The sequence below is a fragment of the Dickeya sp. MK7 genome (assembly GCF_000406305.1).
GTDB lineage: Bacteria > Pseudomonadota > Gammaproteobacteria > Enterobacterales > Enterobacteriaceae > Dickeya > Dickeya fangzhongdai.
Genome location: NZ_CM001984.1, coordinates 1,117,744 through 1,131,850 on the forward strand (window position 1 = coordinate 1,117,744; position 14,107 = coordinate 1,131,850).

The 14,107-nt window shown below is 58.8% G+C and carries 11 protein-coding genes; 7 read left to right on the plus strand and 4 right to left on the minus strand.

Annotated features, from left to right (window positions below; all coding sequences use genetic code 11):
* Position 1 precedes the first annotated feature (1 nt).
* Complete coding sequence (locus DXXMK7_RS05065) at positions 2-1,429, minus strand: M20 family metallopeptidase (protein ID WP_038918136.1); 1,428 nt, start codon at positions 1,427-1,429, stop codon at positions 2-4.
* A 159-nt stretch (positions 1,430-1,588) separates the two neighbouring features.
* Here DXXMK7_RS05065 and DXXMK7_RS05070 point away from each other — a divergent pair, with 159 nt between their 5' ends.
* Positions 1,589-2,536, plus strand: coding sequence for a LysR family transcriptional regulator (locus DXXMK7_RS05070; RefSeq protein ID WP_038918138.1), 948 nt, complete (start codon positions 1,589-1,591; stop codon positions 2,534-2,536).
* Between the two features lie 8 nt (positions 2,537-2,544).
* Here the strand turns inward: DXXMK7_RS05070 and DXXMK7_RS05075 are convergent, their stop codons facing one another.
* Together DXXMK7_RS05075 and DXXMK7_RS05080 are read right to left on the minus strand one after the other, a co-directional pair.
* The gene (locus tag DXXMK7_RS05075) at positions 2,545-3,201 is read right to left on the minus strand and encodes an HAD family phosphatase (RefSeq protein ID WP_038918139.1); all 657 of its coding nucleotides are present in this window, start codon (positions 3,199-3,201) and stop codon (positions 2,545-2,547) included.
* Positions 3,202-3,387: 186 nt separating this feature from the next.
* Positions 3,388-4,527: an alpha/beta fold hydrolase gene (locus tag DXXMK7_RS05080; RefSeq protein WP_038920835.1), complete on the minus strand. Its 1,140-nt coding sequence runs from the start codon at positions 4,525-4,527 to the stop codon at positions 3,388-3,390.
* A gap of 456 nt (positions 4,528-4,983) precedes the next feature.
* On the opposite strand from DXXMK7_RS05080, the gene DXXMK7_RS05085 reads away from it, so the two are divergent.
* From DXXMK7_RS05085 to DXXMK7_RS05110, 6 genes are all read left to right on the plus strand, one after another.
* The gene (locus DXXMK7_RS05085; protein ID WP_038918140.1) at positions 4,984-6,084 is read left to right on the plus strand and encodes a 5-methyltetrahydropteroyltriglutamate--homocysteine S-methyltransferase; all 1,101 of its coding nucleotides are present in this window, start codon (positions 4,984-4,986) and stop codon (positions 6,082-6,084) included.
* Positions 6,085-6,184: 100 nt separating this feature from the next.
* Positions 6,185-7,861: a multidrug ABC transporter permease/ATP-binding protein gene (locus tag DXXMK7_RS05090; protein ID WP_038918141.1), complete on the plus strand. Its 1,677-nt coding sequence runs from the start codon at positions 6,185-6,187 to the stop codon at positions 7,859-7,861.
* 181 nt (positions 7,862-8,042) lie between these two features.
* Entirely contained in the window at positions 8,043-9,089 is a 1,047-nt protein-coding gene (locus DXXMK7_RS05095) for an asparaginase (RefSeq protein WP_038918142.1), read from the plus strand.
* A 301-nt stretch (positions 9,090-9,390) separates the two neighbouring features.
* Positions 9,391-9,912, plus strand: coding sequence for a shikimate kinase AroL (gene aroL / locus DXXMK7_RS05100; protein ID WP_038918143.1), 522 nt, complete (start codon positions 9,391-9,393; stop codon positions 9,910-9,912).
* 36 nt (positions 9,913-9,948) lie between these two features.
* Positions 9,949-10,233: a pyrimidine/purine nucleoside phosphorylase gene (gene ppnP, locus DXXMK7_RS05105; protein ID WP_038918144.1), complete on the plus strand. Its 285-nt coding sequence runs from the start codon at positions 9,949-9,951 to the stop codon at positions 10,231-10,233.
* A gap of 624 nt (positions 10,234-10,857) precedes the next feature.
* Complete coding sequence (locus tag DXXMK7_RS05110; RefSeq protein WP_038920838.1) at positions 10,858-12,648, plus strand: methyl-accepting chemotaxis protein; 1,791 nt, start codon at positions 10,858-10,860, stop codon at positions 12,646-12,648.
* A 471-nt stretch (positions 12,649-13,119) separates the two neighbouring features.
* Here DXXMK7_RS05110 and rdgC read toward each other — a convergent pair whose 3' ends face one another.
* Positions 13,120-14,031, minus strand: a complete 912-nt coding sequence (gene rdgC, locus DXXMK7_RS05115; RefSeq protein WP_038918145.1) for a recombination-associated protein RdgC — start codon at positions 14,029-14,031, stop codon at positions 13,120-13,122.
* Positions 14,032-14,107: the final 76 nt, after the last annotated feature.

Consider the following 14,107-nt stretch of genomic DNA (forward strand, 5'->3'; position numbering starts at 1 on the left):
CTCAGCTCTGCTCGTGGGCGGCACGGTGTGCGCGGTGTTGCGCCAGAACGGCGTGGCCCTGTTCCCCCAGTTCCCAGAACAGGCGGGTCATGATCTGCAAGCCTTCGCGGGCGACGCTGACCAGCATGTGCTCATCCACGGCGTGCTGGCCGCAGGCCGGGTAAGAGTGCGGGATCCACAGGGTCGGCAGGCCGAGAATTTCGGCAAACACTTCGTTGGGCAGCGAACCGCCGAGGTTGGGCAGCAACGCCGGCTTTTTATCGCTGGTCTGGCGCATCAGGTCGAGCGTCCAGTTCACCAGCGGGTCGGTCGGGTCGAGACGGGTCGCCGGCGTACCGCGCACGTCGCTGATCTCCACCATCGTGAAGCCGTGCTCGTCGAGGTGATGGCGCAGATGCTGCGCCAGTTGCTGCCAGTCGGTGCCGACGACAAAACGCAACTGACATACCGCGGTGGCGTGACCGGGAATGGCGTTCATCGGCCGCTGCGGATTGCCGGTCAGGAATGACAGCACTTCCAGCGTGTTCCAGCCGAACAGCCGCTCGGACGGGCTCAGACCTGCTTCGCCCCACTGCGGATCGATGGCCGGATCCGTCGCTTGCCCGCCGGGCGCGATGTCCGCCAGAATCGTGCGCAATGCCGGCGTCAGGCGCGGCGGTTTCAGCGCCGCCACCTGCATCTGACCATGTTGGTTGACCAGACTGGCGATGGCGTTGGCCAGTTGAGTGCCGGGGTTGCTCAGCAGACCGCCCCAGTTGCCGGAGTGGTAATCCCGCTCGCGGGCGCGGATGGTCAGGCGGAAGTTGACGCAGCCGCGCGAGCCGAGGAACAGCGTTGGGCGTTCGGCGTTGAGGCGCGGGCCGTCCGAGGCGATGAACAGGTCGGCTTGCAGCGCCTGCGCATGCTGGCGGCACACCTCGGCCAATCCCGGCGAGCTGATCTCTTCGCCCATTTCGAACAGCCACTTGCAGTTAAAACCGAGCCGCCCCTGACGGGCCTGAAATACCTGCTCCAGCGCGGCAATATTGATCGAGTGCTGGCCTTTGTTGTCGGCGCTGCCGCGACCGTACCAACGGCCTGCCTGTTCCACCAGTTGCCACGGGGAAAGCCCTTCGCTCCAGTGTTCGTCGTCGCCGAACACCACATCGCCGTGGCCGTAACACAGCACGGTGGGCAGGGCGGCGTCTTCAATGCGCGAGGCGATCAAAAACGGGCGGTTGGCCGCGGCCGGATTATCGATTTGCTGTAATTCGAAACCCAGCGCCTGCAGGGCCGGGATGATTTCCTCGGATAAATACTGTTGCAACGCCGCGTCCCGGTCGGTGCGCTGGCTTTCGCTGGCGATAGCGACGCGACGCGCCAGTACGTCACGGAAGCGGCCGCTGTCGAAATACGCCAGCGCCTGTTGAATAACCTGTGGTGTTGTCATGTTGTGCCTGTCTGTCTGTGGTGATGTTTTTTTAGTGATGGTATTAACCACGTTCTAAATCATCGCCAGCATTGCCACAATAATAATAATTGCAAGCAAGCTTTGCTTTTAATATAAAGCTTGCTTGCACAAAAACGAGGCAGGCGGAGGGGCGATGCGATGCATAGTAACGAAATCAGGTATTTTCTGGCGGTCGCCAATACCGGCTCCCTGAGCGCCGCCAGCCAGCAGCTGTTTGTGGCGGTGTCGGCCATCAGCCGACAGATCCACAAACTGGAAGAACGCATCGGCGCACCGCTGTTTGAACGCCATGCCCGGGGCATGGTATTGACCGACGCCGGGCAAATTCTGGAAAACCACGTGCGCAAGAGCATGATGGACATGGAGTACGCCATTGCCGAGATTCAGGGGCTGAAGGCGGTGCGGCGAACGTTTGTGCGCGTCGCTTGTACTGACGGCATGGCGTTTGATCTGCTGCCGGGGCTGTTTGCCCGTTTCCGGCAGGACAACCCGGCCGTGACGTTCTTCCTGCAGGTCGGCACCGCGATACAGGTGTCGGAAATGGTGCGCAACGGCGAATGCGATGTGGCGTTTCAGTTCAGCTTGTCGCCGGAGCGCGGCGTCGAGGTGATGGCGTCTTACCCGGCGCCGGTGCTACTGCTGATGCGGCCGGATCACCCGCTGGCGGACAAAGCGGTCCAACTGGCGGATCTGCACGGGTTTCCGCTGGTGCTGCCGCAGCAGGGCACCACCATTCGCCAATTGTTCGATCTCTCCTGCCGGATGAGCGGCACTTTTCTGGAACCGGCGCTCAGTTGCAACAACTTCTCCGCGCTTTACTACTTCATGCAGCAGACGCCGGATGCCGTTACCGCCTGCAGCCATTTTTCGGTGCTGTACCGGGCGCGGGAGGACGGTTTGCTGCTCAAGCCGGTGCGCAGCGAACCGCTGACCCAGCGCAGCCTGCAGGTGCAGACGCTGGCGGGCAAGCATCGCTCCGCCGCGCTAAGCCATTTCATCACCTTTATCATCGACGAACTGGATCGTGAGCATGCGCGTCTGGCGGCGGATATCGGGCTGGAGCCGATACGTTCCGGTAGCCGGTAAACGCCCGGCTAGCGCTGCCAGCGGCAGATACGCCAGCCTTTCTCCTGCGCCAGCGCCGCCAGTTCTGGCGCCGGGTTGATGGCGTAAGCCTGATCGACGAATTCCAGCATTGCCTGGTCGTTGAGCGAATCGCTGTAGCCGTGCAACTGGTCGAATGGTTCGCCATCGCGTTGCGCCAGCCATTCGCGTATCCGGATCACTTTACCGTGCTGATACGTCGGCATGCCGTAGATGTCGCCGGTGAAACGCCCGTCTTCCAGCGTAACGCCGATCGCCAGCGCGTGATCGGCCCCCAGATGGTGGGCGATGGGTTGTACCAGATGCTCGCCGCTGGCGGAAATAATGATCAGGGTATCGCCGCGCTGACGGTGCCAGTCCATGCGCTCGCGCGCCGCCGGGTAGAGCCGGGGCAGGATGTCGCGCCGGATAAAGCGGTCCACCCAGCCGGAGACTGTTTCGGCGCTCAGGCCAATCAGCGGCGACAGCGAAAGATACATGTAATCTTCGATCGCCAATGTGCCCTGATAGTAACGCTGCATCAGGTGTTGTTCCTGCTGTAGCAGTTCCTTGCCGGCAAATCCCTGCGATTCCAGCCAGCGCAGCCACAAGCCGGTGCTATCGGCGCAGATCAGGGTTTCGTCCAGATCAAACAGGGCTAAATCCATCGGGGGCCTCCGGAAGTGAAAAACAGTTAATTTAGAAAAAGTAATTTAAAAACAAGTAATTGAAAAAATTAAGTGAAAAAAAAGTAAGTGAAAAACAGGTATCAGGCGGTCGGTTCGCGGCGAATGGTGCGTCGGGCGCAGCGTCGCCGACGCACCAGTGTATTGGTCAATGATGACAGTCGCGCGTCAGCGCAGTTGTGTCTGGTCAGACGCCGCCAGAACCTCCCGCATGATACCGTTCTGCCAGTCAAAATAGGGGTTGAAGGTTAGCCGGACATAGGTTTTACCCTCTTCCTGATAGCCCCAGTCGGAATACCAGAACCGGCTGCGATCGCGGCATTGGTCGGCAGTAACAGACGTAGGACCATTGTTGCAGAGTATCACCGAGCCGTTGCTGCCATACAGCGGGTTATCCGGCGAGAACAGCACCGACATGTGTGAGAACTGGCTGATGCGCCAATCCGGCAGACGATCGTCGCGTATCTGTTCCCGACTGGTTATGGCGTTGTCCGGCTGACCGTACCAGATCAGACGGCTGGCGGGGTGGGTGAAGTGGGTGCGGAAAAGCTGTCGCAGGTAGGGGGTATCCAGCACCGAGTCGTGTTCGGCAACCACCATCAGCACCGGGCGGTCGTAATCATGGCGCCACAACAGGCGGCGCACCGCCAGGCTGGAGAGATAGTACTGGGCCAAGCCGTTGGTGGGCACCCGCAGGTAGCGCGTCGTCAGTTGCGCGGGCGCTCCCGGTCGCGGCGTGCGCAACCACTCCCGAAACGGGGCAATCAGCGGCGTCAGGAAGTCAAAGGTTTCATTAGAGCGGATAGCGGGGGAAAACAGCGCCAGCCCGCGGATCTCAGGATGTTCCAGCGCATACTCCAGCGCCAGATTAGCGCCGGTGGAGAACCCGCCCAGATACACTTCATCCACATCACGTTGCAACAGTCTGGCCTGCTCGGCGACCACCCGTCGCCAGTCGTCGAGCGACACCGGGATCATATCTTCCGGCCGTGTGCCATGTCCGGCCAGTAGCACCGTGCGAACAAGGTATCCTTGCCGCGCCAACTCCGGGGCGACATCGCTGAAGGTGCCGGGCGCATCGCCCAGTCCGTGTACCAGCAGGATGCCTTTACGGGGGGAGTCCGCCGGGCGGGTTTCCTGCGGCGTATTCCAGCGCAGCTCTTGTCGGAGATCGTCGGACTGAAACGCCCGATGTTGCCGTACCCACTGTTCGGTTTGCTGTTGGTAAGCATCGAAAGAAGGCTGCCCCAGCGGGGGAAGCGCGGTACGACCACAAGCGGCAAGCAGCGGCAGCGTGATTGCCAGCATCAGCGCCAGCGTTCTTGCCGTTAACAACCGGCGCGAGACAGAGAGGAGCGTGTATTCCATAAAGCCATCCTTGCGGGCGAGCGCGCACAATAATAAGACGGTATGACGGGTGGATTGACGGAAACCATCCGTTGAATCATAACGATAGCGGCCGGTAGGGACAATTTCCCTTTGTATAAAAAAGTGGCGCCGGAAAACGGCGATAGCAGGCAAATACGCTATCGTGGAATGGGCTAAATGAATAGCAATGAAATAATTAAATTTTGTTATTTGTCGATAAGGAGGAATCGGTGCGACAATCATCGCCCCGTCGATTGACATCGGTGAACGGATCAGTGACAGTCCGCCGCCTGGACGATAACCCAAGCAAACAGACGCGCATTGAAGCGCAGACATTGTCGTGCAAAACCGGTCGTGTAAACCAACAGTGTCGTGTAAACCAAAAGGACGCGTGAGATGCGCACAGTGAAAAAACCTTATCCGCCGTTTCACGCCGAGCATGTAGGCAGTTTTTTATTGCCGCACCGCCTTAAGCAGGCCCGGCAGGCGTGGCGGCAGGGGCTCATGACCCACGATCGGCTCACGGAAATCGAAAACGAAGAAGTGCTGAATGTGGTCGAGCGCCAGAAGGCTTGCGGTCTGAGCGCGATTACCGATGGCGAACTGCGTATTCGCGACGGTATCACCGATTTTTTCTCCTGCCTGACGGGTATTGACGTTGATGACACGGCCCTGCCGGACGGCGATGCGCCTTGCCGGTTGCGGGTGGTGGGCAAACTCGATTTTGACGACGCGCACCCTTTTCTGACCCACTATCGCTTTTTGCATCAGGCGGTGGGCAACGACGGGGAGATTCTGGCGAAACAGACGCTTCCCAGCCCGAACATGCTGATGTATCCGGCTATCCGCAACAATGACGTTTACCCGTCGCTGGACGCGTTTTGCGATGATCTGGCCGCGGTGTACCGCAAAGTGATCCAGGCGTTTTATCGCCAGGGATGTCGCTATCTCCAACTGGATGACCTGTTCTGGGCGCGCCTGTGCGACGGCAAGGTGATGGAACGAGAAAACGCGTCCGGGTTTGAATTGCGCGATCTGCTGGAGCGCTGCACCCGTACTTTGAATCAGGCGCTGGCGCAACGTCCGCCGGATATGTTCATCAGCCTGCATATGTGCTGCCGGCGTTTTTCTCCCAACTGGGTTTATGGCTGCGGGCGTGAGGTGATGGGGCATGCGATGGCGAATCTGGCGGTGGACAGCCTGTTCATCGAATACGATGACCGGCGTCCGGTCGGGTTGGAGCCGTTGCGTCAGGTGAGCTGCCAGAAAGTGGTGCTGGGAGTCATGGATTCCCACAGCGCCGCGCTGGAAGCGCCGGATTCGGTCAAGATGGCGATCAATACCGCCTCGTTGTATGTACCGCTGCAACAGCTGGCCATCAGCCCGAAGTGCGGCTTTGGACACGGCGGCCAGGGCGGCATCACGGAAGAACAACAGTGGGCTAAACTGCGACATATGGTGAGTATTGCCCGCGAGATCTGGACGCTGCCGGAGTAAGCTGCTGAAAGACGGCATAATTCGCGGTGAGAATAATTCTTGATATCGCTTCGGGGCTGATTAAACTGGCTGCGCTCGTTGTTACCGAAAAGCGGATATTATGGAGTTACTTCACCTTGTCTACCGGCAGTATCGCTGGCCGTTCCTGACCGTCATCTTTCTTAGCCTCGCCAGCGCGGCGCTGGGGATTGGCCTGATCGCTTTCATTAACCAGCAACTGATTGAGGCCGTTAGCCCGACGCTGCAGGTGCTGCCGGGGTTCATCGGCTTACTGGTATTGCTGATGGCGGTGACGCTGGCTTCGCAGCTGGCGCTGACCGTGCTGGGCCACCATTTCGTCTGCCGCCTGCGCGGGCAACTGATCAAACGTATTCTCGACACCGGGCTGGAACGGTTGCGGCAGATTGGCCCCGCGCAGTTACAGGCCAGCCTTGCCAGCGATATCCGCACCATCACGCTGGCGTTTGTGCGCCTGCCGGAACTGGTGCAGGGCATCATTCTGACCTTCGGCTGCGCTGCTTATCTGGCCTGGCTGTCACCGCGCATGATGCTGGTGACGGCGTTGTGGGTGGCGCTCACCATCTGGGGCGGCTACTGGCTGGTTTCCCGCGTGTATCGCCATTTCAGTCGGGTGCGCGAAGAGGAAAACCGGCTGCACGAAGATTACCAGCGGGTGATCGACGGCTGCAAAGAGCTGTCGCTGAACCGCGACCGGGCGCGCCAGCTGTATGAACAGGATTATCAGCGCCATGCCGACGACTACCGTCACCATATTATCCGGGCGGATACCTACCACCTGAGCGCCATCAACTGGTCGAATATCATGATGCTGGGCGCGATCGGCGCGGTGTTCTTTATGGCCAACAGTCTGGGCTGGGCCGATAACGCGGTGGCCGCCACCTATTCCCTGATTCTGCTGTTTTTGCGCACGCCATTGCTGCAGGCGGTAGGCGCGTTTCCTACGCTGGTCAGCGCCCAGGTGGCGTTTGACAAGCTGCGCCAGTTGAAGCTGGTCGATTATCAGCCGGGGTTTTCGTCGGCATCCGCCCCCCGCCAGTGGCAAACCCTGACGCTGCGCGATGTCTGCTTTCGCTATGACGACGGCAGGTTTGAGGTCGGACCGATCAATCTCACGCTGCGGCGCGGCGAGCTGGTGTTCCTGATCGGCGGCAACGGCAGCGGCAAGTCAACGCTGGCGATGCTGCTGACCGGGCTATACACGCCGGTGTCGGGCGAGCTGACGCTGGATAACCGGCCGGTGCCGCTGGAGCAGTATCAGACGCTGTTTTCGGCGGTGTTTACCGATTTCCACCTGTTTGATCGCCTGATGGGGCCGCAGGGCGGCGCTCCGGATACATCGCTGGTATCCGACTGGCTCGACCGGCTCAACATGCGCCAGAAACTGCATATCACGGAGCAGCGCATCCTGAATTTGTCGCTCTCGCAGGGGCAGCGCAAGCGGGTGGCGTTGCTGCTGGCGGTAGCGGAGCAGCGCGATGTTCTGCTGCTGGATGAGTGGGCCGCCGATCAGGACCCGCAATTCCGCCGGGTATTTTATCAGGTGCTATTGCCGCAACTGCGCTCGGAAGGAAAAACCGTTATCGCCATCAGCCATGACGACCACTATTTCGAACAGGCGGACCGGCTGCTGGAAATGCGCGCCGGCACGCTGGTGGAACTGGTTGGCGACGCCCGCCGCGAGGCCAGCCGCGATGCGGTTGCCCGCATCAGCCTCGTTGAAGAAGATGCCGCTGAAAATAGGCCGCTTATTCAGTGATCTGGCTCTCCTGTTGACCATCAGACGCTATACAGCCTTTAGGGGGCGCTGCAACATAAGCGCCGATGCCAGCTTTCCGGCTGGCAGATAAGGAGTTTTTCGATAAAAAAACGATCGGCTGATGCCGGTTTCCGGGCAGGAACAGCCCGATCGTCCTCTGACCCATTAAAGAGAATCTGTTATGGAACGATGGTTTAAATCTCTGTTTATTCTTGTTTTCTTCTTTGTTTTTACGGCCAACGCGGCGGATAAACTGCCAAATATCGTCATCCTGGCAACCGGCGGTACTATTGCCGGTTCGGCGGCGACGAGCACCCAGACCACCGGTTACAAGGCGGGCGCGCTTGGCGTGGATACGCTGATCAACGCCGTGCCTGACGTGAAAAAACTGGCTAACGTGAAAGGCGAGCAATTCGCCAACATGGCCAGCGAAAACATGACCGGCGATGTGGTGCTGAAACTGAGCCAACGGGTGAACGCGCTGCTGGCGCGCGATGATGTGGACGGCGTGGTGATTACCCACGGTACGGACACGCTGGAGGAGTCGGCCTATTTCCTCCACCTGACGGTGAAAAGCGACAAGCCGGTGGTGTTTGCGGCGGCGATGCGTCCGGCCACGGCCATCAGCGCCGACGGTCCGATGAACCTGCTGGAGGCGGTCCGCGTGGCGAGCGACAAACAGTCTCGCGGCCGCGGGGTGCTGGTGGTGCTCAATGATCGTATCGGTTCCGCCCGTTATATCACCAAGAGCAACGCCTCGACGCTGGACAGTTTCCGGGCGAATGAAGAAGGTTATCTGGGGGTCGTGATCGGCAACCATATCTACTACCAGAATCGTCTCGACAAACTGCATACCAACCGTTCGGTGTTCGATGTGCGCGGCCTGACCTTGCTGCCGAAAGTCGATATTCTTTATGGGTATCAGGATGACCCGGAATACCTGTACGACGCCGCCATCAGCCACGGTGTGAAAGGTATTGTCTATGCCGGTATGGGCGCGGGTTCGGTGTCGGTGCGCGGCATCGCCGGCATGCGCAAGGCGCAGGATAAAGGCGTGGTGGTGATGCGCTCCTCCCGCACCGGTAACGGCATCGTGCCGCCGGATGAGGCACTGCCGGGTCTGGTCGCGGATTCTCTTAACCCGGCGCATGCCCGTATCCTGTTGATGCTGGCACTGACCCGCACCAGCGATCCGGCGGTGATCCAGGACTATTTCCATACCTATTGATCGGCGCTTTTGCCGCACGCACAGGCCGCCGACTGGCGGCCTGACTGTTTGTCATGCGACCGGCGGCATAACATCGGTTTTTACGGCGTAACTTGCCATATTTGGTAAGCATTATGGCGTGTTGTGCTGAATTTGAACGGAAAGCTGGCGTGAAGTGGCTTTCCCCATGCCGGTGCAGCGCGGAGGCTTTCTTAATGAGGATTATTGCCTGTATGATTCTGCTCTTGGTTCGACAGGCGCCGGCTGGCAGCAGTCCCCGCTGCGGCTGGCAGGCCTGAGAAAAATAAGGACTGGTCGTGACATGACACAACCCATTTTTATGGTCGGTGCCAGAGGGTGCGGAAAAACCACGGTTGGCGGTGAGCTGGCGCGGTCGCTTGGCTATGAGTTTGTCGATACGGACATTTTTATGCAGCATACCAGCGGCCTGACCGTGGCGGATGTGGTCGCCGCTGAAGGGTGGCCGGGGTTTCGCCGCCGGGAAAGCGAGGCATTGCACGCGGTGACGGCGCCGAACCGGATTGTGGCGACCGGCGGCGGTATGGTGCTGCTGGAACAGAATCGTCAGTTTATGCGTACGCAGGGGATCGTAATCTACCTACACGCGCCGGCGCAGGCGCTGGCGCAGCGGTTGCAGGCCAGTCCGCAGGCGCACCAGCGACCGACGCTGACCGGGCGGCCGATCGCCGAAGAGATGGAAGCGGTGCTCAGGGAGCGCGAAGCGCTGTATCAGGATGTGGCGCACTATGTGGTGGACGCCACCCGGGCGCCGGCCGTGATTGTTTCGGAACTGGTGCAGACACTGCGTCTGCCGGCGGCCTGACGGTCAATCGATTTTTTAACAGAAAGGTTGGGCATTATGCTGAATGTAAATGAGTATTTTGAAGGGAAAGTAAAATCCATCGGTTTTGACGGCAGCCGCATCGGCCGCGCCAGCGTCGGGGTGATGGAAGCCGGCGAATATACCTTTGGCACCGGGCAGGCGGAAGAAATGACGGTAGTCAGCGGCGCGCTGAACGTGCTGCTGCCGGGCGAGCAGGAATGGCAACTGTTTGAAGCCGGTGCGGTCTTCAACGTGCCGGAAAAAAGCGAATTCAAGCTGAAGGTGTCCGAACCATCGTCCTATCTGTGCCGTTATCTCTGATTTCGGTCATCTTTTCCTTTCGTGATAATCGGCTGTCGGTGATATCGGCAGCCGTTTTCTGATATGTCGTTTCTGATATTAAGTTACGCTCCCGGCTTATCCATGCCGCAGTGCCATCTGTTTGTCATCCTGCCGCCATATGATTGTAGAAACGTTTTGCTATTCCATTTTATATACCCGTCATACTTCAAGTTGCAGGTGTGTTGGCTGCGCTCATTCACCCGAATCACTTACCTGAGTAAGCTCATCGGGATTCACTCACTTGCCGCCTTCCTGCAACTCGAATTATTTTGGGTATAGTGATAATGACGTTTGGTAATTACCCATCGAAACGATAGTGATTTGAAAATATATATTTGGCTATATTGTTGATTTGTTATTAATTGCAAAATTCATATTATTTTCTTATATGAAAAATTTCAGATAAATCTGTAAATCTGATAGCGGCCATTGTATTTTCCTGTGAGAGGGCCTTCCTGTTGGTTGCGGTGTCGTTAGTCCGCGTAATTGAGAGGAGATACTTCTGACAAACAGTTTCACTTTCTCGAATGGAATGCCTCGTAACTGATGAGGCGATCGTTGTGGTTATCTAAAAAAAAGCATTTCAATAATTACGTGGTCACTATGCTTAAAACTACTCGCGCTCGTATTCTGGCCGTGTGCACGGCTATCATTGTGGTTGCCCTGGTAATTAACACTTTTTTGAATTACCGGGTGACTGATAAATATAACGATGAATCCATCAATAACCTGCTTACCGCCGTGACCGCTGGCCACAGCCTGGCCATCAGCGACTGGGTAGCCGCTAAAAAACAAATCATTACGTCGCTCAATAGCGTGGTGCTGACCAACGATGATCCGATTCCGGTGTTCAAACAGATGACGACGGCGGGCAGCTTCATCAACGTGTATATGGGGTACGCCAACCACACCGCCAAATTTGCCGATCCCGGCGGCATTCCGGCCAATTATGACCCTACCGTCCGCCCCTGGTACCAGCAGGCGGTGAGAGAAGGTAAAGCCATCGCGACCGCGCCGTATCTGGATATGGCGACCAATACCATTGTGGTGTCGTTTGTGGCGCCGGTGCTGGACGGCGGCAGCGTTAAGGGCGTGCTGGGCAGCGACGTGACCATGGACAGCGTCATCGCCAACGTCAAAGCCATCCATCCTACGCCCGCCAGCTACGGCATTCTGATTCAGGCCGATGGCACCATCATCGCCCATCCGGACGCCAAACTGACGTTGAAAAAACTGACCGAAATCGCCCCGCAGGTGAATCTGGGACAGGTGCTGAAATCCGACCGCCCGGTGCAGTTGAACATCAGCGGGCGCGACATGCTGGTAAGAACTCAGCCGGTGGTCGGCACCGACTGGTATGTGCTGGTCGCGTTGGACAAGGCTGAAGCCACCGCCGGTATGGGTTCGCTGCTGTGGACGTCGGTGATCGCGCTGGTGATCATCAGCATTCTGGGTTCGGTGGTGGTGGGGCTGTTGATCAACGCCTCGCTCAAACGTCTGCTGCAGATTCGCGATGCGATGGACGACATCAGCCACGGCACCAACGACCTGACCCTGCGTCTGCCGGACGACGGTCATGATGAAGTGGCGCAGATTGCCCGCTCGTTCAACACCTTTGTCGACAAACTCAGCATGATCATGCTGCAGATTCGCGACATCAGCGCATCGCTGCAAACCGCGACCGACGAAGTGGCGACCGGCAACAACGATCTGGCGTCCCGCACCGAAGCGGCGGCGGCCAGCCTGCAGCAAACCGCCGCCGCGCTGGAGCAGATTTCCGCCACCGTTACCCAGTCGGCCGGTTCCGCCCAGCAGGTGAACGATCGTACCCGCTCGCTGGCGAACGATGCCAGCGTCGGCGGTAAAGTGGTGGCCGAGGTTGTCGACACCATGCAGGAAATCGAGGTGGCTTCCGGTAAGATCGGCGATATTATCGGCGTGATCGACGGTATTGCCTTCCAGACCAATATCCTGGCGCTGAACGCGGCGGTGGAAGCCGCCCGCGCCGGCGAACAAGGGCGCGGTTTTGCGGTAGTGGCTGGCGAGGTGCGTTCGCTGGCGCAGCGTAGCGCGCAGGCGGCGAAAGAGATCAAGGCGCTGATCGAGTCTACTGTAGAGAGCGTGAATACCGGTTCGCGGCAGGTGCGTCAGGCCGGCAACACCATGACCGAAATTGTCGGCGGCGTGTCTTCCGTGAGTACGGTGATGTCGGAAATCACCCATGCGTCAGGAGAACAGATGCGCGGGATTCAGGAAATCAACAAAGCGGTGGCGCAGCTGGATTCAATGGTGCAGCAGAACGCGGCGATGGTGCAGGAAGCGGCATCCGCTTTCGCCTCGTTGCAATCGCAGTCGGAAGAACTGCACTCTTCGATCAGTCACTTTAAGCTGTAACACGACAGGGTGCCGGGTTATCGGGCGAGCCGGATGTTTTGCGAATGGTGATGTTTGTCCGACCTGTGAGTGATTTCGTGCGAGATAAACGGTGGAGTTTCCTTGCCATTTCATCGCACGCACGACAAGGAGAGGCTCAGACGCCGCCTCTCCTTGACCACTGGCTGAGGGCTAAACTGCGGCGCTGCGCGCTACCTTCGGCGTTCGACTTCGCTGTTCGGGCCGCCCGTGACGCGGTTACTCGCCCCATCCCTGGGGCTCGCCCTTCGGGCCAGCGTAAACGCTGTTCAAAAACGTTCCCGACGTTTTTGTCCGGCGCGGCACGGGCTTTCGCGACGTCCTGTCGCTCACCCGGCGAAGTCGCCCACCTCAGCGCAGTTTTGACGCCACAAAAAACCATTACCTGTAAGAAGTTTTGTCGGCAATCAACAGGGAACCAGCTTATCTGGTGCCCTGTTGCGGCTGGTGTGATTACCGCTGCGCCTCGCCACCCAACGCTTCCGTCAGGTTGGCGATCAATGCCGCCACTTCGCCGGTCATCAGCGTAAAGTCGGCGTCAAACCGCTGAGCCACGTCTTCCCGGTCGATATCGTCGTTCTGCTCGCGCAGGGTATCGGCGAATTTCAGACGCTTGAGCGAACCGTCGTCCGCCAGCACCAGTTGGATGCGTTCCTGCCAGTCCAGCGCCAGTTTGGTCACCACTTTGCCCGCTTCGATGTGGGTGGCGATTTCGTCGCTGACCAGCTCCTGTTTCTTGCAGCGAATGACGCCGCCGTCTTCCAGCACCGCTTTCAGTTCGGCTTCATCCTGCAGCGTAAAACCGGCTGGCGTCTGGCCGGAACGTACCCATTCGGTCAACGTCAGCTCGATCGGGTTTTCCATGGTTAACGGCACCACCGGCAGCGACCCCAACGTTTTACGCAACAGCGCCAGCGTATCCTCGGCTTTCTTGGCGCTGGCGGCATCCACCATGATCAGGTGATTGACGGTGTCGATCCACAGCGAAATCTGGCTAAAACGGCTGAACGCACGGGGCAGCAGGCTGTGCAGCACGTCGTCTTTCAGCGCGTCCTTCTCGGTTTTCTTCAGTTTGCGGTGCTGTTCGCCTTCCAGCTTGTCGATCCGGGCCAGCAGCGCCTGCTTAATGACCGGCGCAGGCAGGATCTTCTCTTCTTTGCGGGCGCAGATCAGTATCTGACCGTTGACCACGTGGGTCAGGGCATCGCCGTGCGGCCCCATCGGCGAGACCCAGCCGGTTTTGGTCAGATCCTGACTGCCGCAGGGGGTAAAGGCGAAGGAGGCCAGCTGTGTCTCCATGGCGTCCGCAGAGAGGCTGATATCGCGGCTCAGGCGATAAATCATCAAATTTTTAAACCACAGCATTTTTCTTCCCAGACTGGCGCGTCGCTGGCGCGGCTCCACGTGATAACGCGGGGCGAGTATCAGGACGCAGGGGTTA